The organism is Thiorhodospira sibirica ATCC 700588 (genome assembly GCF_000227725.2).
Taxonomy (GTDB): domain Bacteria; phylum Pseudomonadota; class Gammaproteobacteria; order Ectothiorhodospirales; family Ectothiorhodospiraceae; genus Thiorhodospira; species Thiorhodospira sibirica.
The window spans coordinates 1,065,698-1,088,358 of sequence record NZ_MU255056.1; the positions used below are offsets into that span (position 1 = coordinate 1,065,698).

General features: G+C 55.9%; 23 protein-coding genes. 19 read left to right on the forward strand and 4 right to left on the reverse strand.

What is annotated here, in order from left to right; all coding sequences use genetic code 11:
• Positions 1-18: 18 nt before the first annotated feature.
• From rapZ to queG, 5 genes are read left to right on the forward strand one after another with little or no spacing between them, the layout of a single operon-like run.
• The gene (gene rapZ / locus THISIDRAFT_RS05085; protein WP_040851329.1) at positions 19-879 is read left to right on the forward strand and encodes an RNase adapter RapZ; all 861 of its coding nucleotides are present in this window, start codon (positions 19-21) and stop codon (positions 877-879) included.
• A gap of 16 nt (positions 880-895) precedes the next feature.
• Complete coding sequence (locus THISIDRAFT_RS05090) at positions 896-1,291, forward strand: PTS sugar transporter subunit IIA (protein WP_006786195.1); 396 nt, start codon at positions 896-898, stop codon at positions 1,289-1,291.
• Positions 1,292-1,295: 4 nt separating this feature from the next.
• Entirely contained in the window at positions 1,296-1,565 is a 270-nt protein-coding gene (locus tag THISIDRAFT_RS05095) for an HPr family phosphocarrier protein (RefSeq protein ID WP_006786194.1), read from the forward strand.
• A complete protein-coding gene (locus THISIDRAFT_RS05100) occupies positions 1,562-2,299 on the forward strand; it encodes a hypothetical protein (RefSeq protein ID WP_006786193.1) in 738 nt (245 codons plus the stop codon). The genes THISIDRAFT_RS05095 and THISIDRAFT_RS05100 overlap by 4 nt, the downstream gene beginning before the upstream one ends.
• Positions 2,241-3,335 (forward strand): tRNA epoxyqueuosine(34) reductase QueG, encoded by a 1,095-nt coding sequence (gene queG / locus THISIDRAFT_RS05105; protein WP_006786192.1) that lies wholly within the window; start codon positions 2,241-2,243, stop codon positions 3,333-3,335. The genes THISIDRAFT_RS05100 and queG overlap by 59 nt, the downstream gene beginning before the upstream one ends.
• A gap of 255 nt (positions 3,336-3,590) precedes the next feature.
• Here the strand turns inward: queG and THISIDRAFT_RS05110 are convergent, their stop codons facing one another.
• Genes THISIDRAFT_RS05110 through THISIDRAFT_RS05120 form a run of 3 tightly spaced genes read right to left on the reverse strand, consistent with a single transcriptional unit; the run spans position 3,591 to position 6,400 of the window.
• Positions 3,591-4,979, reverse strand: coding sequence for an NAD(P)(+) transhydrogenase (Re/Si-specific) subunit beta (locus THISIDRAFT_RS05110; protein WP_006786191.1), 1,389 nt, complete (start codon positions 4,977-4,979; stop codon positions 3,591-3,593).
• On the reverse strand, positions 4,980-5,273 hold the full coding sequence (locus THISIDRAFT_RS05115) for an NAD(P) transhydrogenase subunit alpha part 2 (protein WP_040851324.1): 294 nt from the start codon (positions 5,271-5,273) through the stop codon (positions 4,980-4,982).
• Positions 5,270-6,400: a Re/Si-specific NAD(P)(+) transhydrogenase subunit alpha gene (locus tag THISIDRAFT_RS05120; protein WP_006786189.1), complete on the reverse strand. Its 1,131-nt coding sequence runs from the start codon at positions 6,398-6,400 to the stop codon at positions 5,270-5,272. Before THISIDRAFT_RS05120 ends, THISIDRAFT_RS05115 begins: the two co-directional genes overlap by 4 nt.
• A gap of 533 nt (positions 6,401-6,933) precedes the next feature.
• Between THISIDRAFT_RS05120 and flgB the strand changes: the two genes are divergently transcribed.
• From flgB to flgF, 5 genes are all read left to right on the forward strand, one after another.
• Positions 6,934-7,332, forward strand: a complete 399-nt coding sequence (gene flgB / locus THISIDRAFT_RS05125) for a flagellar basal body rod protein FlgB (RefSeq protein ID WP_006786188.1) — start codon at positions 6,934-6,936, stop codon at positions 7,330-7,332.
• A 24-nt stretch (positions 7,333-7,356) separates the two neighbouring features.
• Positions 7,357-7,812 carry a flagellar basal body rod protein FlgC gene (gene flgC / locus THISIDRAFT_RS05130; protein WP_006786187.1) on the forward strand — a complete coding sequence of 152 codons (456 nt, stop codon included), beginning with the start codon at positions 7,357-7,359 and terminating at the stop codon, positions 7,810-7,812.
• Positions 7,813-7,839: 27 nt separating this feature from the next.
• Complete coding sequence (locus tag THISIDRAFT_RS05135) at positions 7,840-8,520, forward strand: flagellar hook assembly protein FlgD (protein WP_006786186.1); 681 nt, start codon at positions 7,840-7,842, stop codon at positions 8,518-8,520.
• A 148-nt stretch (positions 8,521-8,668) separates the two neighbouring features.
• Positions 8,669-9,916: a flagellar hook protein FlgE gene (flgE, locus tag THISIDRAFT_RS05140; protein ID WP_006786185.1), complete on the forward strand. Its 1,248-nt coding sequence runs from the start codon at positions 8,669-8,671 to the stop codon at positions 9,914-9,916.
• A gap of 19 nt (positions 9,917-9,935) precedes the next feature.
• Positions 9,936-10,676 (forward strand): flagellar basal-body rod protein FlgF, encoded by a 741-nt coding sequence (flgF, locus tag THISIDRAFT_RS05145; RefSeq protein ID WP_006786184.1) that lies wholly within the window; start codon positions 9,936-9,938, stop codon positions 10,674-10,676.
• A gap of 121 nt (positions 10,677-10,797) precedes the next feature.
• Here flgF and THISIDRAFT_RS05150 read toward each other — a convergent pair whose 3' ends face one another.
• The gene (locus THISIDRAFT_RS05150; RefSeq protein ID WP_006786183.1) at positions 10,798-12,333 is read right to left on the reverse strand and encodes a methyltransferase regulatory domain-containing protein; all 1,536 of its coding nucleotides are present in this window, start codon (positions 12,331-12,333) and stop codon (positions 10,798-10,800) included.
• Positions 12,334-13,000: 667 nt separating this feature from the next.
• On the opposite strand from THISIDRAFT_RS05150, the gene THISIDRAFT_RS05155 reads away from it, so the two are divergent.
• The 9 genes from THISIDRAFT_RS05155 to THISIDRAFT_RS05195 all read left to right on the forward strand — a co-directional run bounded on the left by THISIDRAFT_RS05155 (position 13,001) and on the right by THISIDRAFT_RS05195 (position 22,660).
• A complete protein-coding gene (locus THISIDRAFT_RS05155) occupies positions 13,001-13,756 on the forward strand; it encodes a LytR/AlgR family response regulator transcription factor (protein WP_006786182.1) in 756 nt (251 codons plus the stop codon).
• Positions 13,757-13,892: 136 nt separating this feature from the next.
• Positions 13,893-15,407, forward strand: a complete 1,515-nt coding sequence (ilvA, locus tag THISIDRAFT_RS05160; RefSeq protein WP_040851380.1) for a threonine ammonia-lyase, biosynthetic — start codon at positions 13,893-13,895, stop codon at positions 15,405-15,407.
• Between the two features lie 509 nt (positions 15,408-15,916).
• Positions 15,917-16,336 carry a rubrerythrin family protein gene (locus tag THISIDRAFT_RS05165; protein ID WP_006786179.1) on the forward strand — a complete coding sequence of 140 codons (420 nt, stop codon included), beginning with the start codon at positions 15,917-15,919 and terminating at the stop codon, positions 16,334-16,336.
• A gap of 23 nt (positions 16,337-16,359) precedes the next feature.
• The gene (locus THISIDRAFT_RS05170) at positions 16,360-16,869 is read left to right on the forward strand and encodes a FixH family protein (RefSeq protein WP_006786178.1); all 510 of its coding nucleotides are present in this window, start codon (positions 16,360-16,362) and stop codon (positions 16,867-16,869) included.
• 53 nt (positions 16,870-16,922) lie between these two features.
• Positions 16,923-17,381, forward strand: coding sequence for a YbjN domain-containing protein (locus THISIDRAFT_RS05175; protein WP_006786177.1), 459 nt, complete (start codon positions 16,923-16,925; stop codon positions 17,379-17,381).
• Positions 17,382-17,454: 73 nt separating this feature from the next.
• The gene (locus THISIDRAFT_RS05180) at positions 17,455-17,949 is read left to right on the forward strand and encodes a YfbM family protein (RefSeq protein ID WP_006786176.1); all 495 of its coding nucleotides are present in this window, start codon (positions 17,455-17,457) and stop codon (positions 17,947-17,949) included.
• A 127-nt stretch (positions 17,950-18,076) separates the two neighbouring features.
• A complete protein-coding gene (locus THISIDRAFT_RS05185; protein ID WP_006786175.1) occupies positions 18,077-18,475 on the forward strand; it encodes an acyl-CoA thioesterase in 399 nt (132 codons plus the stop codon).
• 40 nt (positions 18,476-18,515) lie between these two features.
• A complete protein-coding gene (locus THISIDRAFT_RS05190; protein ID WP_159098493.1) occupies positions 18,516-22,451 on the forward strand; it encodes a hybrid sensor histidine kinase/response regulator in 3,936 nt (1,311 codons plus the stop codon).
• Positions 22,448-22,660 (forward strand): helix-turn-helix domain-containing protein, encoded by a 213-nt coding sequence (locus THISIDRAFT_RS05195; RefSeq protein WP_006786173.1) that lies wholly within the window; start codon positions 22,448-22,450, stop codon positions 22,658-22,660. Before THISIDRAFT_RS05190 ends, THISIDRAFT_RS05195 begins: the two co-directional genes overlap by 4 nt.
• Position 22,661: the final 1 nt, after the last annotated feature.

A 22,661-nucleotide genomic window follows, 5' to 3' on the forward strand; every position in this document is an offset into this window, starting at 1 on the left:
CCCCAACATGGGTTCGCCATGCGACTTATCATCATCAGTGGTTTATCCGGTTCAGGGAAGAGCGTGGCCTTACATACCCTGGAAGATGCCGGCTATTATTGTGTGGACAACCTGCATCCGGGGCTGCTTGCGGCCTTCGTTACGCAGCTTGCGGGCGAGCGTGCCCGCGTGTATGACAAGGCCGCCGTGGGCATTGATGCCCGCTGCGGTGTCGAAATCCTGGATCACTTTGATACAACACTGCAAGAAATCCAGGCGCTGGGGGTGGCGGTACAGATCATTTTCCTGCATGCCGAGACCGATATCCTGCTGCGCCGCTTCAGCGAGACCCGGCGCAAACATCCTCTGACCCGTGGGGGTCTGCCGCTGGTTGAGGCGATTGCACTAGAAAACCGTCTGCTGGCCAATATTGCCGTGCGGGCCGATCTGCGCATCGACACCACGCGCCTGAATGTGCATCAGCTCAGTCAGTTATTGCGCGAGCGCCTGCAACACAATGATCTGGATCGTCTGTCTTTGCTGTTTCAATCCTTTGGCTTTAAACACGGTACGCCGCTTGATTCTGACTTTGTCTTTGACGTGCGCTGTCTGCCCAATCCCTACTGGGAGCCGCAGCTGCGCAGTCTCACCGGCAAAGATCAGGCGGTCATCGCGTATCTGCAAAACCATCCGCTGGTGGATACCCTGTATCACTCACTACAGCATTTTTTACAAACCTGGCTTGCCCACTTCGAGCAAGACAGGCGTAGCTATGTCACGGTCTCGATTGGATGTACCGGGGGGCAGCATCGTTCGGTCTATATTACCGAGCGCCTCAGTGCCCATTTTCATACACTACGCGGTGGCAATGTCTGTACCCGTCATCGCGAACTATCCTGAAAAACGGTGTATTCTTATGTCCGTTGGACTGATTTTGGTGACCCACAACAGCATTGGCGAACACCTGCTGGCCACCGCCTGCTCCATGTTGGGCCGCTTGCCGCTGGAAACGGCGGCCCTGGCCGTTTCGCAAGCTGATAGCACCGATGAATTGACGCAGCGCCTGCTGGCCCTCTATCAGGGCCTGGACGCCCCCGACGGGGTGCTGGTGCTGACCGATATGTACGGCTCCACCCCCAGCAATATCGCCAATACCTTGCTCAGTCAAGGCAGGGTGCAGGTGGTCGCCGGAGTAAATCTGCCGATGTTGATCCGCATTCTTAACTATCCATCCCTGAGTCTTCCGGAACTGGCTGACAAAGCCATCAGCGGTGGCCATGATGGCATTTTGTTATGCGAGGCGGGTACCTAAGCGCATGAGCAAACGCAGCGTCGATATTGTCAACAAACTGGGCATGCATGCCCGCGCCGCCGCTAAATTTGTCAATCTGGCCAGTGGCTTTCGCTGTCAGATTGAGCTGGAAAAAGGCAGTCGCCGGGTCAATGGCAAAAGTATCATGGGGGTGATGATGCTCGCCGCCAGCAAAGGCTCCAAAATCCAGATCATCGCCCAGGGGGAGGATGCCGAGGCGGCACTGGATGCCCTGGAATCACTGATCCAAAACCGCTTCGGTGAGCCGGAATGACTCCCAAGGCCGCTGCTGACGAGGCCGCGCGACCGCCGTCCCAAGGCTGGCGCCATTTCATCATCCACCACGATCAAAGCCTGCTGTTTGCGCTGACCTATATCGCCCTGACCATCAGCCTAAGCCTGTTTATCAGCTATTTCTGGCTGTTGGTCATTGTCGGCGTGCATATCCTGCTTGAATACCTGAAAAAGACCTATCTGCACTATCCCGCAGGCACCCAGCGTCTGGTCTGGACCTTATGGGATGTGAAATACGATCTGATACTGGTGTTCATGGCTTTGGTCATCACCGGCTACAGCGGCACCAGTGTTGGCATCGCCGGCGCCCAAAGCCTTGGCAAGGCCGGTGCCATCGGCACACGTCTGGCCTGGAGTGGACGCTTTCTGCAAAAGCTGGGCGCCTTGAAACAACCCTTGGTAAAACTCTTGTTTTCGGTGCGGGTAGCCCTGTTTCGTCGTGCCGATATGCTGCGCCAAGCCAGCCGGGGCGTGATCATCGCCGCCACCCTGGCCACCCGCACCGCCCAGCACCGCGAAGCGATACCTCACACCCCACCGACGCAACTTCCCTGGCACCTGCCTCTGAGCAAAGGCGACTGGTTTGCCCTGGTGCTGCTTGGGGTCAATCTCAGCGTGTTACTACTGGCCCCCTGGATCACTGACCACACCGGCTATGCGGCCCTGTTTGCCGCCATCGCCAGCCAACTGCACCCCTGGCCCTTTGGACCTTAACACGCTCTGGCACGAGATTGAGCGCTGGGCCAATGGCTTAGGCTTTGCCAAGGTCGGTGTCGCCGATATTGATCTCAAAGCCCACGAACCACACCTGCAGCGCTGGCTTGAGGCCGGCTATCACGGTGAAATGGAGTATATGGCGCGCCACGGACTGCGCCGCGCCCGCCCGACGGAACTGCTCCCCGGCACCGTGCGCGTCCTGTGCGCCCGCATGGCCTACCACCCCCCCCAGGCACGCCCTGCCGCTGAGGTTTTGGCCGATCCCCAACGCGCCTATCTGTCGCGCTACGCCCTGGGGCGCGATTATCACAAGGTCATGCGTACCCGCCTGCAACACCTGGCCCGTCAGATAGAAACCGCCAGCGGACCCTTCGGCTACCGCGTGTTTTGTGACAGTGCCCCGGTGCTGGAAAAAGCCTTGGCTCAACAGGCAGGGCTGGGCTGGGTCGGCAAACACAGCAATCTGCTGGCTGCTGATGCCGGTTCATGGTTTTTTCTCGGCGAAATCTACACCGACCTGCCGTTTCCCTGCAGCCGTCCCGTCGCAGCGCAGTGCGGTGCCTGTGCGGCCTGTATGCACGCCTGCCCCACCCAGGCGATTATCGCCCCCTACATCGTCGATGCCCGGCGCTGCATCTCCTACCTGACCATCGAACACCCCGGTAGCATCCCCATCCGTTTGCGGCCTTTACTGGGTAACCGCATTTACGGCTGTGACAGCTGCCAACTGGCCTGTCCCTGGAACCGCCTGGCCTCGCCCACGCCCCTTGCAGACTTTCATATACGCCACGCACTCGATAATCCTGCGCTCCTGGAACTGTTTGCCTGGGATGAGGCCACCTTCCTGGCGCGCACTGAAGGCAGCGTCATCCGCCGCATCGGCTACCCCCGCTGGCAGCGCAACCTCGCCGTCGCCCTCGGCAATGCCCCGCCCTCTCCCGCTATTCACCGCGCCCTGCAAATACGCTACCCGCACGCCGACGAACTCGTCCGCGAACACATTCGCTGGGCTCTCACTCGTCACGGTGATTAGCCCACTACGCTCTGGTTTTGCGGGTAGATTACATCAAAGATGGTGGGGGGATTCTTATCCCTACAGTCATGAAGTTTTTGGTGGATTGGACGGTTACCTGTCCAATCGCTATGGAGATGGCGCTGTTTTGGATGTATTGGAGGGATGCGTAAAAATCACTTACCGGGAGCGCGTCGCCTCAGCGGTGCTGCTGCGCTGCGTGGTTTAACGGCGATGCACCGCTGGTGCGCCGCGCTCCCAGTGAAGTGAAGTCGCTTAGCCGATTTCTTTGATGCCGGAAATCAGTTCTGCGGCGGCTTTTTGTCCGTCGCCGTAGAGCATCCGGGTGTTATCGGCATAGAACAGATGGTTTTCGATGCCGGAGAAGCCTGCCCCTTTGCCGCGCTTGATGACAATGACGTTTTTCGCGTAATCGGCATTGAGAATCGGCATGCCGTAGATCGGGCTTTCCGGGTTGCTGCGGGCAATCGGATTCACCACGTCGTTGGCTCCAATGACCAAGGCCACATCGGCGGTTTTGAATTCATTATTGATCTCGTCAAGATCATAAATGATGTCATACGGCACGCCGGCCTCGGCCAACAGCACGTTCATGTGTCCGGGCATACGTCCGGCAACCGGATGAATGGCGAACTTGACGGTTACGCCGCGCTCCTGCAACAGCTGGGTCAGTTCCCAGATTTTGTGCTGCGCTTGCGCCACGGCCATGCCATAGCCCGGAATGATAATGACCTTTTCGGCAAAAGCCATCATCACCGCCGCATCGGCGCCTTCGATTTCCTTCATGCTGCCGGTGACTTCCGCGTCCTGACCTTCACTTGCCGCGCCAAATTGACTGAACAAGACATTGCTGATCGGGCGATTCATCGCCTTGGCCATCAGCTGGGTGAGCAGGGTACCGGCTGCGCCCACAACGATCCCGGCAATCATCATCGCCGGATTGTCCAGCACAAAGCCCTTAAAGCCCACCGCCAGCCCAGTCAGGGCGTTATACAAGGAGATCACCACCGGCATATCCGCGCCGCCGATGGGCAAGGTCATCAGTACGCCAAAGACCAGCGCCAGCACAAAGAAGGCCAGCAGAACCCAGACATTGACATCGCCACCCGAGGCCAGAATCCAGCCACCCAGCAGCAAGGTCAGGGCAAACACGCCCAGATTGACCGCTTGCTGCGCTCCGAAGCGGAAGGTTTTTTTCATGATGCCTTGCAGCTTGGCAAAGGCGATCAGTGAGCCGGAAAACGCCACCGCACCGATCAAGCCGCCTAGCACCGCCAGACTCTGCACGATCAGGGACATTTCGCCGGGTTTGAGCTGCATCAGGGTAATCGCGGCAATCCCGGCAGCGGCACCGCCGCCCATGCCGTTATACAGCGCAATCATCTGCGGCATATCGGTCATCGGCACCCGCTTGCCAGACCACCAGGCCAGCCCGCCGCCCAGACCGATGGCAAGCACGATCAAAATATAGTTCGTCAGTCCCTGAATCTCGGGATGCACGAAGGTGACCAGCGTTGCCACCACCATGCCCACGCCGGCCCAGATAATGCCGCGTCGCGCCGTGACCGGCGAGGCCATCTGCTTGAGGCCGATGATAAACAGTACCGCCGCCGCAAAATAGGCGAGATTGATCACAAAGCCCATTTATCGGCCTCCCTTGCTGCTTTTGAACATTTCCAGCATCCGCTCGGTCACCACATAGCCACCGACGGCGTTGCCCGCCCCCAACACCACGGCGATAAAGCCGATCACCTGTTCGGTGGGGGTTTGCGCATGGCCTAAAGCGACCATCGTGCCGACCAGGACAATGCCATGCACAAAGTTAGAACCTGACATCAAGGGCGTGTGCAAAATCACCGGCACCTTGGCGATCACCTCGTACCCGGTAAAGGCAGCGAGCATAAAAATATACAGGGCAACAAAACCTTCAATCATCAGGAGGCTCCTTCAATCAGGCTACGAGTAGGGGCGTGCTTGATCTCACCAGCGTGAGTCAAGGCACTTTGCGCGATTACTTCATCATTCCAGTCCGGGCTGAATGCGCCCTCGCTGAACATGGGGGTCAAGAAATTCAGCAGGTTTTTGGCATACATCTCACTGGCGTGCAAGGCCACCTGCGAGGGAATATTCAGCGGCCCATGAATCACCACCCGGCCATGCACATAAGTCTCGCCCGGACGGGTCAGTTCACAGTTACCGCCGCCTTCAGCCGCCAGATCGACAATCACCGCGCCCGGCTTCATGCCCTCGACCATCGCCGCCGGAATCAGCTTGGGCGAGGGTTTGCCTGGAATGGCGGCGGTGGTGATCAACACATCGGCCTGACTGATAAACTTGGCTAAAGCCGCCTGCTGGGTCTGTTTTTCTTCCTCGGTCAGTTCACGCGCATAACCGCCTTCCCCTTCAGCCTTGACGCCGAGATCGAGAAACTTGGCACCGAGCGATTCTACCTGCTCCTTGGTGGCCGAGCGCACATCATAGGCCTCCACCATCGCACCCAAACGGCGGGCGGTGGCAATGGCCTGCAAACCGGCAACGCCCGCGCCAATGACCAATACCTTGGAGGGGCGAATCGTCCCGGCGGCGGTGGTCAGCATCGGGAAAAAGCGACAGGCCAGATCTGCGCCCATGATGGCCGCCTTATAGCCGGCAATCGCGGCCTGCGACGACAGCGCATCCATACTCTGCGCCCGCGAGATGCGCGGAATCAGCTCCATGGCAAAACTGGTGATGTTTTTCGCCTGCATCGCCTTGACCAGGCCCGGCTGTTTGTGCGCGTGGAAAAAGCCGACCACCACTGCGCCCTCGCGCATCTGGGCGACTTCATCCTCTGTAGGCGGTGCCACCTTGAGCACCACATCCGCCTCGGCATACAAGGCGCTGGCACTTTCTACAACCCGACATCCGGCATAGGCCTCATCGGGAAAATGCGCAGCCCGACCTGCCTCAGTCTCCAGCAAGACCTCCAGGCCCAGTTTCTGCAAACGTGCAGCAACGCCGGGATCCAGCGCGACCCGGCGTTCACCTGCCGCAATCTCTTTGGGTACGGCCAGTTTGATTGGCATACATTGACTCCATCATTTTTGATCTTTTTAGGCGCTGGCCGAAAATAAATCGACCCGTATACAAAGGATTGCTGCGTGCCTGTCATCTCGCCCAAGACGCGCAGCGCAGAGCCGTTATGACCTTTGGCAGCAAACCCCGCAAACCGGGTATTTATTGGCAGACATCGCCTTTTAAGGGGTGGGGATTTTCGCAACCATCCGGCTAGCCGTATGGTTGACAAAACTGCTAATTATATCGAAGTGAAATAAAATTAGGTGAAAAATCAAAAAATCATTGATTATTTTAATTATTTTTAACACAGGCCCGGTATTGTAGCCTCCAAGGCCCGCACACCTTAACAAAGGCCCGGGCAGCTTGCCAGACGGCAAAGACGCAGCGGCAAAACGGCGCCCTCTTGCCGCCTGCAAGAGGCAAGGACGCAGGCTTTACGCCGTTTATCGGCGCTAAAATATTGTTTTTCTTAAAGCTGTGCAAAAAGGCACGCTCATTGCTTATGCAAAGATATCTACCGTATTTTTTGAGGGTTGCCCCAATGTCCATCTCCATTAACAAAGCCATCGGCATCCACGATCAGGCCCTGGCCGTCCGGGCGCGGCGGCTGGAAGTGCTGGCCTCGAACATGGCCAATGCAGACACGCCCAATTACAAGGCGCGTGATATTGATTTTCGCGCCGCCCTCACCGAGGCCGAAGACCTGCGCCTGCGGGTAGACTTATCACGCACCCACGAGCGGCATCTGGACGGCGATAAAGAACCACGTTTTGCCGATGCTCTGTACCGCGTCCCCAGTCAACCCTCGCTGGATGGTAACACCGTCGATCCCCAGCTGGAGCAGGCGGCCTTTACTGAAAATACCGTGCAATACCAAGCCAGCCTCGAATTTCTCAACCGCAAGATCACCGGCCTGCGTGGTGCCTTGCGTGGCGAATAATCTACATAACCGGAGCCTCCTGTCATGAGCACTTTATTTAAAGTTTTTGATGTATCGGGCTCTGCGCTCAGTGCGCAGTCGATCCGTCTGAACACCATTGCCAGTAACATGGCCAATGCCGAGGTTGCCAGCAATAGCGCTGAAACCGCCTATCGAGGCCGTCATCCGGTCTTTGGTGCCATGATTGGCAGCCTCGACAAGCCGCCAACCTATGCCAACATTCAGGCGCTGAATCAGGATTCCGCCACCAGTTTTGTCAAAGTGCTGGGCATTATCGAAAGACAGGCGCCGCCGCGCATGGAATATTCTCCCAATCATCCTTTAGCGAATGAAGAAGGCTACATCTTTCGGTCAAACGTCAACGTGGTGGAAGAAATGGCCGACATGATCTCGGCATCGCGCAGTTACCAAAACAATGTCGAGGTCATGAACACCACCAAACAACTGTTGCAGCGCACGCTGCAAATGGGTCAAACCTGATGCGCCTGTATTGAGGAGATTTTCGCCATGAGCGCCATCGACACCAGTATGCTGGATCGGCTAGGGCTATCGCGCCCCGCAGAACCGCCCAAAGACAATAATCAGATGAATCAGGAAACCTTCCTGAATCTGATGATTACCCAATTAACGAATCAAGACCCCTTCGAGCCGATGGAAAGCGGCGCGTTTTTAGGGCAGATGGCCCAATTTGCCACCGTCAGCGGCATCGGTGAGCTGAAGGAATCCTTCATGCTGATGGCGCAATCCATGCAATCCAATCAGGCGCTGCAAGCCGCCAGTCTGGTGGATCGTGAGGTGATGGTGCCGGTTGAGCTGGCCACCTTGTCAGAAGACAACGAAATTCGCGGCTCGGTGGATGTGCCCTATTCCACCAGCAATCTCGAAGTGGGGGTTTATACCTTAAGCGGCGAACTGGTACGCACCATTGCCATGGGCTCGCAAACACCGGGAATGGCTAATTTCACCTGGGATGGGGTGAGTGATGCCGGAGTGCGCGCACCCGCCGGGGTGTATGAGTTCCGCGCCGTTGAGAAAAGCGAGCAAGGGACTGGCAGTGCCCTGGAGGTCTTCATGGCCTCACGCGTACAAAGTGTCAGCCTCGGTAATGGTCAACAAGGCGGTGGCCTAACCCTGATGGTTGAAGGACTGGGGGAAATTGATTTTGCCAAGGTCCGCCAAATTGCCTGATCACACGCCTGCGATACGCTGTCGTCTCGCGCCTGAGCGCAACGGCTATGCAGCGTATCCCGCGTGACACGGCATGATATTTGTAGTGATTTTCCAAATTTAGCCCTGTTTTCACAACACAACACCACAATAATAAGAGGAATCTGACATGCCTTTTAATATCGGTTTAACCGGCTTGAATGCCTCATCGGCCGATTTGCGAGTCACCGGGCACAATATCGCTAACTCCAGCACGGCAGGTTTTAAAGCCTCGCGGGCGGAATTTGCGGATGTATTTGCCTCGCAATGCGGTTCTACTAAAAGTATCGGTAGTGGAGTGCGGCTTGCGGCCACTGCCCAGCAATTCAAACAAGGCAATATTGAATTTACCGGCAACGCCCTGGATATGGCCATCAACGGCAAGGGCTTTTTTGTGATGGATTCCGGCAATGGCGTCACCTACACCCGCGCCGGGCAATTCCAGGTCAACCGTGAGGGGGATATCGTCAATGCCCAGGGCCTGCGTCTGCAAGGCTATCCCTATCAAGGCGTTGGCCCTAATGGCGAGCAGTTCAACACCGGCGCCTTTAGCAATATCCGTCTGGATACCTCGCCCTCTGACCCCGGCGCAACCACCAATATCATGACCCACCTGAATCTGCCAGCGAATGCACAACCTCCTGAAATCGATTGGGAAGATCCTGATCCAACGGCTGAGCCACCCGTAGGAATAGATCCGAACAGCTACAATCACAGCACCTCAACCACTATTTATGATTCCTTAGGGCAGTCGCACACAGCAACACTGTATTTTGTTAAAGGGGAGGATGAGTTGGCATGGACTGTACATACGGTAGTCAATGGCGAAAAGGTCAGCGAAAATGAATTAACATTTAATGCCTCTGGGACATTTGATGATCCAACAGCAGCAATCTTTGAGGACATTGAATTTACTCCAGAAAATGGCGCAGAAGCCATTACGTTTAATTTGGATTTTTCCAACACCACTCAATGGGGCGAGAAATTCAAGGTCGTTGATGCCAAACAAGACGGTTTCACCACCGGCCAGCTGTCCGGCATTGAGATTGATGGCAAAGGCGTGGTGTTTGCCCGCTTTACCAATGGCGAAAGCCGCCCGCTGGGGATGGTCGCTATGGCCACCTTTGAAAACCCGCAAGGTCTGAAACAGATTGGCGATAATCAGTGGGAAGCCACCTTTGCCTCGGGTGATCCGGTGTATGGCGTGGCGCAAAACGGTAAATTCGGTGACATCGTTTCTGGTGGCTTTGAGGCCTCCAACGTCGATCTGGCGGAACAACTGGTGCATCTGATTGTTGCCCAGCGCAACTTCCAGGCCAATGCGCAGGTGATCCAGGCCGCCGATACCGTCACCCAAACCATCATCAACATCCGCTAACCATAAGGAGTAGCATCTCATGGACCGCATGCTGTATATCGCAATGTCTGGGGCCAGGGAGAACATGCATGCCCAGGCCGTTAACGCCCACAATATCGCCAACGTCAGTACTGTGGGATTTAAGGCCACCCTGGATGCCTACACCAATCACCCGGTACACGGGCCGGTCTATGACTCGCGGGTTTATACCCAGGCCCAGAGTCTTAGTACCGACTTCAGCCCTGGCCCCATGCTGACCACCGGGCGCGATCTTGATGTCGCCATCCAGGGCGATGGCTGGATTGCCGTACAAACCCCCGAAGGCGGCGAGGGTTACACCCGCGCCGGCGACCTGCAAGTCGATGCCTTTGGCCTGCTCACCACCGGCACCGGTTTGCCGGTGATGGGCGAAGCCGGGCCGATTGCCATTCCACCGGATCAGCAGTTTGAGGTTGGCAATGATGGCACCATCACCATTCGTCCCATGGGCGGCGATGCCAATGCGCTGATCGTCATTGACCGGATCAAACTGGTCAATCCCGATATCACCGAGCTGGAACGCGGCGATGATAACCTCATGCGCCGCGCCGATGGTGGGGTCGAGCCTGCAGATGCCAACGTGCGCCTGGTCAGTGGCGTACTGGAAGGCAGCAACGTCAGCACGGCGGCCTCGCTGGTGAAAATGATCGAAACCTCGCGCCAGTTTGAAATGCAGATCAAGATGATGAAAACCGCCGAAGAAATCGACCAAAGCACCGCCAAATTACTTGCTTTATCGTAATTCAACGCCTCTACAAACCAACAAAACAACGGCTCTCCCTGCCAACGTGGCGTTTCACCACACGCGGGGAGGAGCCGGCACCCGCTTTAACAGCGTTAAAACCAACGTCATCTAAGGCCACTCAGGCAATCTGCAAGGCCTTGAGGATCAGCAGCTGCTGTTCAGCAAAGACTTGGGCCTGTGCCGTGAGTTCGGTCAGGTTATCCTCAGGATTCTCCAGCGTTTTACCTTCCTTGATCAGTCGCTGTCCCTGCATATTGAGAACCTCCCAGACAAACTGTGCCCAATCCTGCGGTTGTTTATGTCCTTGTTCACGGGCCAGCAAAAAAAGCTGCTGAAAACGCGGGACGCTGATACCACCGCCGGTGACCGGGCTGGCTAAATGACTCAAGTCATTGCTGCTGCGAGCCTTCATCATCAGGTGGCGATTGAGTCGCTCGGTACGCTTGCGCGCCTTGCTGATCGCGCCATCCTCCTGCGCGGGCAGTAAAGCGCCTGTAGCACTGAGAACCAGCGCTGCCTGAAGTACCTGAGGGAAACTGATGCCCGTCTCCTGAAGTGCCTTTTCCAGTTGTCCCAGCGAATGAGGCCGATAATCCGCTAATTGATCCAGGAAGGGCTGGTACACACTCTCCTGCAAGGTTGCCTCTCCCAGACTACCGTTTACCTTCAGGCTGACATCGGCACGTGGCTGCACCAATATCACCCGCTGTTCCCGCAGCGCCTCGGCCTGCTCCAGAGCGGTCATTTTGCGCGCCCCCTTGACCCAATAGTCACGGCGAAACTGCTGATTGACGCAAAAATCCCGGACCGTCTGGCGAAACATGGGATCGGGAATACCATTCAGCAGCGCCTGCTGATCTGCTGTAAGATTAACCACGTCGATGGCATCCAGCGCATGGGCAGAACACGCCCATTGCAGCTTGGCAGGCGCCAGCCAGTCGGCCATGCTGGCAAACGCCATCGGTTGCCAGTCGCGGTTGAAGTATTCATGCGCCAGATAGTGACGGTTCTGCCCTTTGATCTTATCAATGCGCTCGGCAATCTGCGGATTGGCGCGAGCATAGCTTGGATTCGTCGCGAGCAGCTGTTCGGCAAAGGCCAGCGCACTGTCAATGCGGTTAACAATTCCCGCCCCATCAGCGCCCAGTACTTCGGCATGTTCAGTGAGCAGGTCACGCATAGGCACCATCGCCGCCCAGCCAGGCTGGGTGTTATAACTGATATACAGTACCCCACTGACCTTGAGCTTGCGCCGTAAAAAATCCACGATCACCGTGCGATTTTCATCAGATATCCAGCTCCAGATGCCGTGCAGGCCAATATAATCAAAATCGGGCAAATCATCGCGCGCGCAGAACTGCGCAAAGGCTTCATCCGTCAACTGCGCCCCGGCCCCCGCCACCTGAGCCAGTTCCTGCGCAAAACCGGCTTGAGACGGATTGAAGTCAGTGCCGTGCCACTGCGTCACACTGGCGGCTGCGTGCAGATTCACGCTCAGCCCTTGGCCAAATCCCAGCTCACAGGCGGCACCCACCTCTGGGGGTACCAGGCCCGCATTAAGAAAGGTCAAACGCAAACGCAAGGGGTTTAGTTCCGTGTAGTAACCGAACGTGTAGCCAACATCGGCCACATAACCAGCGGTCCAATCAGTCATGCAAGCTTACCTTTTGAATTGAAAAAATAAATCGGATTACATATAGCAGTTTAACGACGAAAAACATCCCCAGTCTATCCAAAATCAATCGCACTTGAGCAAATCATTGCTTGGCTTGCCGAGCACAGCGCGGCGCTCCCATGATATTGACGCTCGTGCATTGATTGATTAGTGTGAGAATCCCATGCTTGACCCGTCGAGGCGAAGGATAATCATCGGTTAATGCACAACACCCCTGCGACAGTTAAAGCTGAAGGATTCCCGTTCTTGCGACGCCACTGCTTTCACGGTGGTTTTGCGTACCGGTATGCGCGCGCTTTAGGAGCAAAAAACAGTTCTTGATTTTTTCTTCATTGTTTATCAGAATTCTCCATTGTAGATAGGTTATCTACAAGCGCGAAGGTTTCGCGTTCTATGGTCGGGGTCGAAGTCGAATCGCAAAGTTGTTCTCTGTTCAGGATGAACGCCGAGGTCACTTTTATGGCGCAAGCTGGGTTTCGACGGCTGAAACCGCCCATGTTGCCGGTGTTGACCGGCCATTCGGTTGGGACTGCTCAACCAGGACTCCAGTTGCTCGCCCGCAAGGGTGTTATCAACGGAGAGCGAAGTGCCTAAAAATCGCATAAGCAACTTTGTTTAGGTTTTTAGGAACAGCAGGTTTAAGATCATGCGCATCGTGGTTGTTGATGATGAGCCGCTTGCCCGCGAACGCCTTGTCTCATTGGTGAATGCCATCGAAGGTTGCGAGGTGTGCGGTGTGGCTGAAAATGGCATACAGGCGATCACACAACTGGAGCAGTGTTTGCCGGATATCCTTTTGATGGATATCCGGATGCCCGGCATGGATGGGCTGGAAGCGGCTCGGCATATCGCCACCCTGGAAACCCCGCCCGCGATTATTTTTACCACGGCTTATGAAGAATATGCCATCAAGGCCTTTGAGGCCCATGCGGTTGGTTATCTGCTCAAACCCGTGCGGGCCGAGCATTTGCAGACCGCCTTGCAGGCCGCGCAACGCATCAATCGAATGCAAATCCATGCGCTTCATCAGGCCAGCGGAGAGGCGGTTGCCCGTGCGCATCTCTGTATCCAGCAGCCGGGGCGTACCCAGCTGATTGCGGTTGAAGATATTTTCTATTTTCAGGCTCAGCAAAAATACATCGCCGTCTGTCACCGCAACGGCGCGGCTTTGCTTGAGGAACCCTTAAAACATCTGGAGCAGGAATTCAGGGCGCAGTTTCTACGGGTGCATCGCAATGCCTTGGCGGCAAAACGCCATTTAATCGGTATAAAAAAGACACCCCAAGGTCATTTTGAGGCCGTTTTAAAAGGCTGTCATCAGCCCCTGGAAATCAGCCGCCGTCATGTCGCTGCGGTCAGGAATTTTATGGATGCGGTAGCCCGCGAGCGGCAATCACATTGACGTGGGGCTTGGTTGCACACCGCTGTCCAGGATCATCCTCAACCGCCCCAGGGCATTGTGTGGCACGATGGGCCTGAGCCGCTTGGGACGCTATTTTTCTCTTGTATCCTGCGCGACTCGCTTGTATCTTGCCGCCATGAGCTATCCCTATCTTGAAAAAATTCTAACGGCCCGGGTGTATGATGTGGCGCGTGAGACGCCGCTGGATCTGATGCGCACCTTGTCGCGGCGGTTTCACAATACGATCCTGCTCAAGCGCGAGGATTTGCAGCCGGTGTTTTCATTTAAGCTGCGCGGTGCCTATAACAAATTGTTTGGCCTGTCGGAGGCAGAAAAGGCGCAAGGCGTGATTGCCGCCTCGGCGGGGAATCATGCCCAGGGGGTGGCGCTGGCTTCGCAGCGTCTGGGCATCAAGGCGGTGATTGTGATGCCGGTGACCACGCCCCGAATCAAGGTGGATGCGGTGCGGGCCTTTGGAGCCAAGGCGGTGCTGCACGGTGATTCTTATGATGATGCGTATCAACACACTCTGGGATTGATAGAAAAACACGGCTATACCTTCATCCATCCCTTTGATGATCCTGAGGTGATTGCCGGTCAGGGGACGGTGGCGATGGAGCTGTTGCGCCAGCATCCTGATCCCATCGAGGCGGTGTTTATTTGTGTCGGCGGGGGTGGTCTGATCGCGGGGATGGCGTCTTATATCAAGGCGCTGCGCCCAGAGATTAAAGTGATTGGGGTTGAACCGGATGATGCCCCCTCAATGCACGAGGCCCTGCAGAAGCGGCGGCGCGTGGTGCTCGACCAGGTGGGGATTTTTGCCGATGGGGTGGCGGTGCGTCAGGTCGGCAAGGAGACGTATCGACTGGCGCGCCAGTTCGTTGATGAGGTGTTGTTGGTCAGTACTGACGAGATCTGCGCCGCGATTAAGGACATCTTCGACGATACCCGCGTGATGGCGGAACCGGCAGGGGCGCTGGGGGTGGCGGGCATCAAAAAATACATTGAGCGCGAAGGGGTGCAGGGGCGCAATCTGGCCACGGTACTGAGCGGCGCCAATATGAATTTTGACCGCCTGCGTTATGTGGCTGAACGCGCCGAGATCGGCGAACGCCGCGAGGCACTGTTTGCGGCCACGATCCCGGAACGTCCGGGGAGCTTTCGCGCCTTTTGTCGGGCGATTGGCAAGCGCGGGATTACTGAATTCAATTACCGCTATGCCGATGATGCCCTGGCGCATGTCTTTGTCGGCATTCAGCTCAGCGAGGGCGATAAAGAGCGCGAAACCTTGCTGAAAGAGTTGCGCGCCAAGGAATATCCGATTGTTGATCTGTCGGATAACGAGATGGCAAAAAGCCATCTGCGCCACATGGTCGGCGGTCATGCGCGCCAGCTGCAAGATGAGATTGTCTATCGCTTTGAATTTCCCGAACGCCCTGGGGCTTTGTTAAATTTCCTTAACAAGATGGGGCAAAACTGGAATATCAGCCTGTTTCATTACCGTAATCACGGCGCGGCCTATGGGCGGGTGCTCGTGGGTGTACAGGTTCCCGGCGGCGATCACAGCCATTTTCGTGAATTTCTCAATGAATTGGGCTATCCCTTCTGGGAAGAAACCGACAACCCGGTGTATCAGTTGTTCCTGGGGTAGAGAGGCGTGTTGGGCGCATCCCGAAAAACTCCCCTCCTTGTTTTTTTAAACCGTACTCGGATATGTCGGTTTTTCGCAGGTCTGTTAATCACGGCTGTCGTCATATTGGCCTTGCCGTGGCTATGAATGCTACTGTTTGAGTGGAATTTCTGGCCTGAATTCAATCTTGGGCGCCCCCATATCTCATATCGTGGTGTGGAGGCGTGGAGTGAGCTGGGACAGCTGTTGATGTTCAGTTTTCACATCCTGTCTGTCAACTACCCCGGCCTAAAGGTTGGAGCTTGCCCTGCCTGCAGCGACGCACGCGGCACAGACAGGCGGGAGCCGGTTGTACACATTGGCGAGGGGAGCGACGATACCGCAAGGCGTTGTCCGTCACCAGGCCCTTACGGGCATAGCCTCACGGCCCGGCAGGTGGAAGGCCTGCACCTAACTATTTCCGGCGGCTGCGAGGTCGTAGCCGCTATCCCTCCCCGGCCTGAAGGCCGGGGTTTCTCGCGGAGAAACTGATGAAGCTGAAAGGTAGCCAGACTGAGGCCTGTTTGCATGAAGCCTTTGCCCGTGAGGCCAAAGCCAACCGCCGTTATCTGTATTTTGCCGCCAAGGCGGATGTGGAGGGCTATAGCGATGTGGCCACGGTGTTTCGCTCCACGGCAGAGGGCGAAACCGGCCATGCCCACGGGCATCTTGAATACCTGGAGGCCTCGGGTGACCCGGAAACCGGCCTGTCCTTTGGCAGCACCGTGGACAATCTCAAAAGCGCCATTGCCAGCGAAACCTATGAATACAGCGAGATGTATCAGCGCATGGCGCAGATTGCCCGTGATGAGGGCTTTAGTGAGATTGCTGACTGGTTTGATACCCTGGCCAAGGCGGAGCGCTCCCATGCCAACCGCTTTCAAAAGGCCCTGGATAGTTTAACGGCTTGATTTTAAACGGTGGTGATCCTGCGATGCGCTATCCCCAAGAAGACGATAAACCCTGGTATCGCCAATTCTGGCCGTGGTTTGTACTGACCCCGCCGTTGTTTGGCGTATTGCTCGGGCTGGCCTTGGTCAGCGCCGCGCTGCATGAACCCGATGGCTTGGTGGTGGATGATTATTATCAGCACGGCCGCACCATTAACAAAATCCTGGAACGCGAGCAGTTTGCCCAAATGCTCGGCCTATCGGCGGCGCTGTCGTGGGATGAACACGATGTGCAGTTACAGCTTTACGCCAGCGCCCCCTTGCCTGCCCAACCGCTCAAACTCAGCTTTCTGCACCCCACGCGGGCACAGCAGGATGTCATCTTGTGGCTGGAATATGATCCCGTGCAGCAGGTCTATCACGCCAGCCATGCAGCGCCGTTAAGCCCGGTCACCTGGCATGTGCGCCTGGAGCCACACGACATGACATGGCGTCTGCGCGCCCGCTTGCCGCATTCCACACAACAGCAGCTCACGCTGTTAAGTCAGGATTGAGGCAAGAAGCGAAGCAATGATCCCTTTGAATTTCTACTGAACAGGTACGCATAATGAAACAAATACAGCATTTGATGTGGATAGGCCTGTTATTATCCGTGATGGTGCTCACCGCCCAGGCCGCAGATCAGCAGCCGATCATTGAGCGGATCACCTCTGCCGACATGAAAGCACTATTACAGGCAGAAGGGCTTGTTGGTGTAACCATTGACGAAGATGATGATCTGCTGGTCAAGATGAACGGCTTTACCATCATTGTTTTTGTGCGGGGTAATGATTACCGCATGATCCAGTATCGCTTTTTTATTACCGAAAGTAGCGCCACCGTAGATGATATGAATCGCTGGAATGCTGAAAAGCTATTCGCCAGAGCGTATATAGACAGTGATGGCGACCCGGTATTGGAAATGGATGTCGATCTGGAAGGCGGCGTGACCATTGCCCGGATTAAGGACTCAATCCGTACCTTCTCGCAACTGCAAATCGCTTTTTTGAAAGCATTCAGTGCTTAGCTTGCACATCCCATACCGAAAACAGCATTGGCACGGATGAACCACATCAAGCCTTTTGCACGCGGAGGGAGTTATGAGCATTACCGCTGTATTGGTGGCGATTGCGCCCACGGAGCTGGCCAAACTGTCCGATCTTCACGCCATTGGCCGTTTTTTTCTCAATCAGATGGCGCAGGAGGATTCGCCCCGGGTTTTGGATCTGGATAAGTCCTGGCAGGGTTTGCATTATTTGCTCACGGGCTCGGCCTATGAAGGTGAGGCGCCGTACAGTCTACCGATTCTGGGCGGTGCCGAGGTTGGCCCGGAGCTGGCTTACGATGCGGTACGTTGTCTGGTGGCCGAAGAGGTGCAAACGGTTGCTGAGGCGCTGGCGGCGCTGGATGTTGCAACCCTGCAAGCCCGCTATGACCCGGCGGCTTTGGAGGCTGCCGAGATCTACCCGCCGGGGATATGGCTTCGTGAAGGTGCGCAAGGCTTTGCCTATCTGGCCGAGTATTATGGGCGTTTGCAGGCGTTTTATCAGCAAAGCGCGCAGCGCGGTGATGCCATGTTACTGGCTTTGGTTTGAGCAGCGGCGTGCGTGTGCGATGCGGTGGCCATTGGTCGCACACCTGCCGCAAACGCGATAAAATGCACGCCCTCAACGCCAGCGGAGCCATCCTTCATGTCATGTGTCAACACACCGTATATCCCTTATGCCCATTGAACGTCCTGTCCCCTTACCCGAGGAATATGAGCTGACTTACCGTGTGGCCGCCATGCCCGCCGATACCAATTATCACGGTGATATCTTTGGTGGCTGGATCATGTCGCAGGTAGATATTGCCGGTTCTGTGCTGGCGGTGCGCGAGGCGCGAGGACGGGTCGCTACGGTGGCGGTCAAGGAGTTTCGTTTTATCGAGCGGGTGCTAGTCGGGGATCTGGTCAGCTGCTATACCGCAATCTCCCGCCTTGGGCATTCCTCCATTACCGTCAAGGTTGAGGTGTATGCCTCGCGCCAATTTGATGACCCTGCGGTGCATCGCGTGGCAGAGGCCGTATTGGTCTATGTGGCCCTTGATCACGAAGGGCGTCCCCGTCCCGTTAAACGCTAGACCTTTGTTGGGTTTATGATTCTTGCTCATGAGACCTCCATTGTTAGCATCCCGTCGCGCCAGTCTCATGCTGTCTTTGCTCTTGCCGATCATTTTTGCGGTATTGGGCGCTTTTAGCATTTCACTGTGGTCGCTGAGCCTGTTAAAACAGGAAAGCCAGCAACGCACCCAGGAAACCTCGTCTGAGTTGTTTTTCCTGCTGGACACATCTCGTCTGAGTCTAAAAATCAGTGAACACCATCGCTTGCTGGCGTCGTTGTTTCATCGCATACGTCACCAGGAAATAAATCCCGATGAAGTATATGTGTTGCATCTTGAAAATCTCTCGCGCCTGAGTGATTTTCGCCTGCATGTGGAAAGTTTTTTGGATCATGCGCATCTGTGGGGGATCACTCAGGCAAATGTCACTGGCTTTCAGGAAAATTTTGATAATTATCATGCCATGATGGCGCTGGCAACGAATTATCTGCAAGATGGCGGCCATACAGACCAGGCGGATGCGCATTTTCAGCAGGCCCAGCAGTATTTTGTCGCCTATTCCAAGGATCACTTGCAACTGACGCACTATCTCAGCAGTCGGGCGCTAAAAAATACCCATGAAAATCTGGAGGCCTACGGCCTTGCCTTTCAGCAGTTGTTATGGATCAACCTGATCGGGATGGTCTTGATTCTGACGCTGGCGCTGGTGAGTGGGCGCTTTTTTAACCAGCGCCTGCGCACCCTGGCTGATGCCATGTCGATGCTCACCCATTATCAGCATATTCCGCCGGAGTTGCCTGAGGTTGAGCGGATTCGGCATACGCCGGGCGGTGAGCTGCGCAATATGGCCGAGGCGGTGCTGGCGTATCGCACGGCGATCATCGACCGCTTTATCACCACCGCCGATCTGCTGCATTATCAAAATCACTTGCAGGATCTGGTGGAACAGCGCACCGAGGCGCTGCGCCTGAGCAATCAGCGGCTGTCCCAGGCGCAGCGTATTGCCGGGATGGGGCATTGGGAATGGCGGATTGCCGATAATGTGCTGTATTGCTCGGAGGAATTGCAGCGGATGCTGGGCAATGTCTGTGAGGGCACCTTTAAGGACTATGTGCAGTTTCTGTCAGCCGTCCATCCCCATGATTTTTTCAACGTTGAAACACACATAAACAAGGCAATGCATCTGCGCGATTATCAATATGATATCGAGCATCGCTTTGTGCGCCCGGATGGCAGCGTCATTTATGTGCAGCACAGCGGTCTGGCTATCCGCGATGAGGCCGGACAGGTCAGCAAGATGGCCGGGATTATTTTAGACATTAGCCCACGCAAGCAGGCACAAGAGGCCTTGCAGAAAAGCCATGAGCAGTATCTGCTGGCGGTGAATGGCAGTCGTGATGGGATCTGGGATTGGGATATTCCAAACAATACCTTGTATTTATCGCCCAAATGGAAAGAACAGCTGGGCTATGCGGATCATGAATTTCCCAATGCCTTTTCTGCCGTGCGCGCCCATATGCATCTGCACGATGAGCCACGCGTGATGGCCTATCTCAATGACTACCTGCAAAACCAGGTGGATGCGTATGAGATCGAGTTTCGCCTCAAGCACAAGCAAGGTCATTATATCTGGGTCTTGGCGCGGGGCGAGGCGCTACGCGATGCCAACGATACGCCTTATCGCATGGCCGGCTCACATACCGACATCACCGGCCTGAAAAAAACCGAAGAGGATCTGCGTCTGGCCAAGGAACAGGCCGAGGTGGCCAACAAGGTGAAATCAGAATTTCTGGCCAATATCAGCCATGAGATTCGCACCCCGATGAATGCCATTATCGGGCTCAGCCGTCTGGGCATGGATAGCAGGCTTGATGCGCTGCAGCAGACCTATCTGCATGAAATCAACGCCTCGGCCGAGACCTTGCTGTGTCTGATGGATGATGTGCTGGATTTTTCCCGGATTGAGGCGGGCCAACTCACACTGGAGCCGACCCTCTTTAATTTGGAGGATGTTCTTGACGATCTTTGGACACTGATTCGGGCCAAGATACGCGGTAAAAACCTGGATTTACTGTTTGCCCGTAACCCGCAGGTGCCACATCAGTTGCAGGGTGATCCCTTGCGTCTCAAGCAGATTTTGAACAATCTCCTTGGCAATGCGATTAAATTCACCGAACAGGGCGAAATTTTGCTGGCTATTGATGTCATACACACCGAGGCTGAGCTGATCTGGCTTGAGTTCAGTGTGCGCGACACCGGCATCGGCATTCTGCCGGAACAGCAAAAAGAGCTGTTCACCCCGTTTTGCCAGGCAGACAATTCCAGCACCCGCCGCTTTGGCGGCTCCGGACTGGGCTTGAGTATTTGCAAGCGCCTGGTGGATCTGATGCAAGGCGATATTGAGGTGTCCAGCCAACCCGGCCAAGGTAGCTGCTTTTGCTTTCGTATCCCCTTGGGTCTGACGGCGCAAACGGCGGATGAGGTCTGGAATCTGGCGCCGGCATTGCAGGGCCTGGCGGTACTGGTGGTCGATGACAACCCTCGCGCCCGTGACATTTTCAAGATGTATCTGGAGGAGTTTGCCTTGCATCCGGTGCTGGTGGATTCCGCCCAGAGGGCACTGGAAACCCTGCAGGATCGGAGTCAGCCATTCGCGCTGATCCTCATTGACGCCAAACTGCCAAACGATGCCGCTCTGACACTGATTGACACCCTATTGCGCACACCGCCAGTGCATCCGCTGCCGCAGATCATCCTCATTGCCCCACATCCCTCCGAGGACGTGCCAGCGGACCTTGCACCGCTTCCCGCGTATACCGTACTGGCGCAGCCAGTCACTCCTTCACGCTTATTTGATGCCATCATGACCTCACTTAATGACCCGGCCCATGTGGCAGCACCGCACCGCCAGCCCACGCAGCCAGATCCGCACGATCTGCAGGCCATTGCCGGAGCACGCATCCTCCTGGTTGAGGATAATCAGACCAATCAAATGGTGGCGTGCGCGGCGCTGCGACGTGCCAATTTTGTGGTCGATATCGCCAATAATGGCGAAGAGGCGCTGGCCCAGCTTGAACAAAGTCGCTATGACTGTGTGTTGATGGATATTCAGATGCCGCGCATGGATGGGCTGGAAACCACCCGGCGGATTCGTGCGGATGCGCGTTTTACCCATTTGCCCATTGTGGCGATGACCGCCCACACCCTGGAGGAAAACAAACAGGCAGCCCGCGCCGCCGGGATGAATGATCATCTCGCCAAACCGATTGATTTTGCGCAGATGTTGCGCACCTTATGTCATTGGATTACGCCAGAGGCATTCGGTCATACGCCGCTTCGCCCGAAACCGCCCCCTGAAGAACAGGCCGCAAAGCCCAAAGAAGATCAGGCGCTGGAGCGTGCTCTGCATAGCCTAGCGGCGCTGGATACGATGGCCGCGCTTAACCGCATGGGGCAGGATCACAAAGCCTATGCGGCGGTATTGCAAAAATTTGCGCAAAATCAGGCAAATAGCCTTGCCCAGATCAGACAGGCGATCCATGCGGCAGATGAGCAAACGGCGCTGCAACAGGCCCACACCCTCAAAGGCGTGGCGGGTAATATTGGCGCCAACGCATTGCAAGACCACGCAAAACACCTCGAAAGCGCACTGCAAAGCCAAGACCCGACGCAGATTCAAACCTGTCTGCAGGCGGCCCAGGCGGCATTGGATGAAGTATTGGCGGCGATTCAAACTCTGCCAACGCACGAGCCCGCGAAAAAAGACCCCGCCGCCCGGCTCAGCCCAACGGCACGACTGGCGCATCTCAATCTGCTCAAAGTCCTATTGCAGCAATACGACACTCAGGCCATGACAGAGCTGGACGCGCTCCTGCAAGGAATTGATGACCCCTCGCTTGAAACTGAACTGGAAAATATCCAGCAGCTGCTTGCAAAATATGATTTTGAACACGCCCTGCAGCAGCTCAAGCAACTCCTGGATGCCCTGGATGCATGAGCATGATTAGACATCGCTTTTATTCTTATCCCCGTCACAAGCAGGAAAACAGCCTGCTGCGCTGGATCGGCTGTCAACGATTTGTCTGCAATGCCAAGGCCAGGCCTGCGTCAAGTGTCTTCAAAGATAGCACCATCCGTCCACACTCCGAGGAAACGCAGGCCGAGTTAGCGTTATGGAATGCTACACCTGCACAGGCGATTTTTTAGC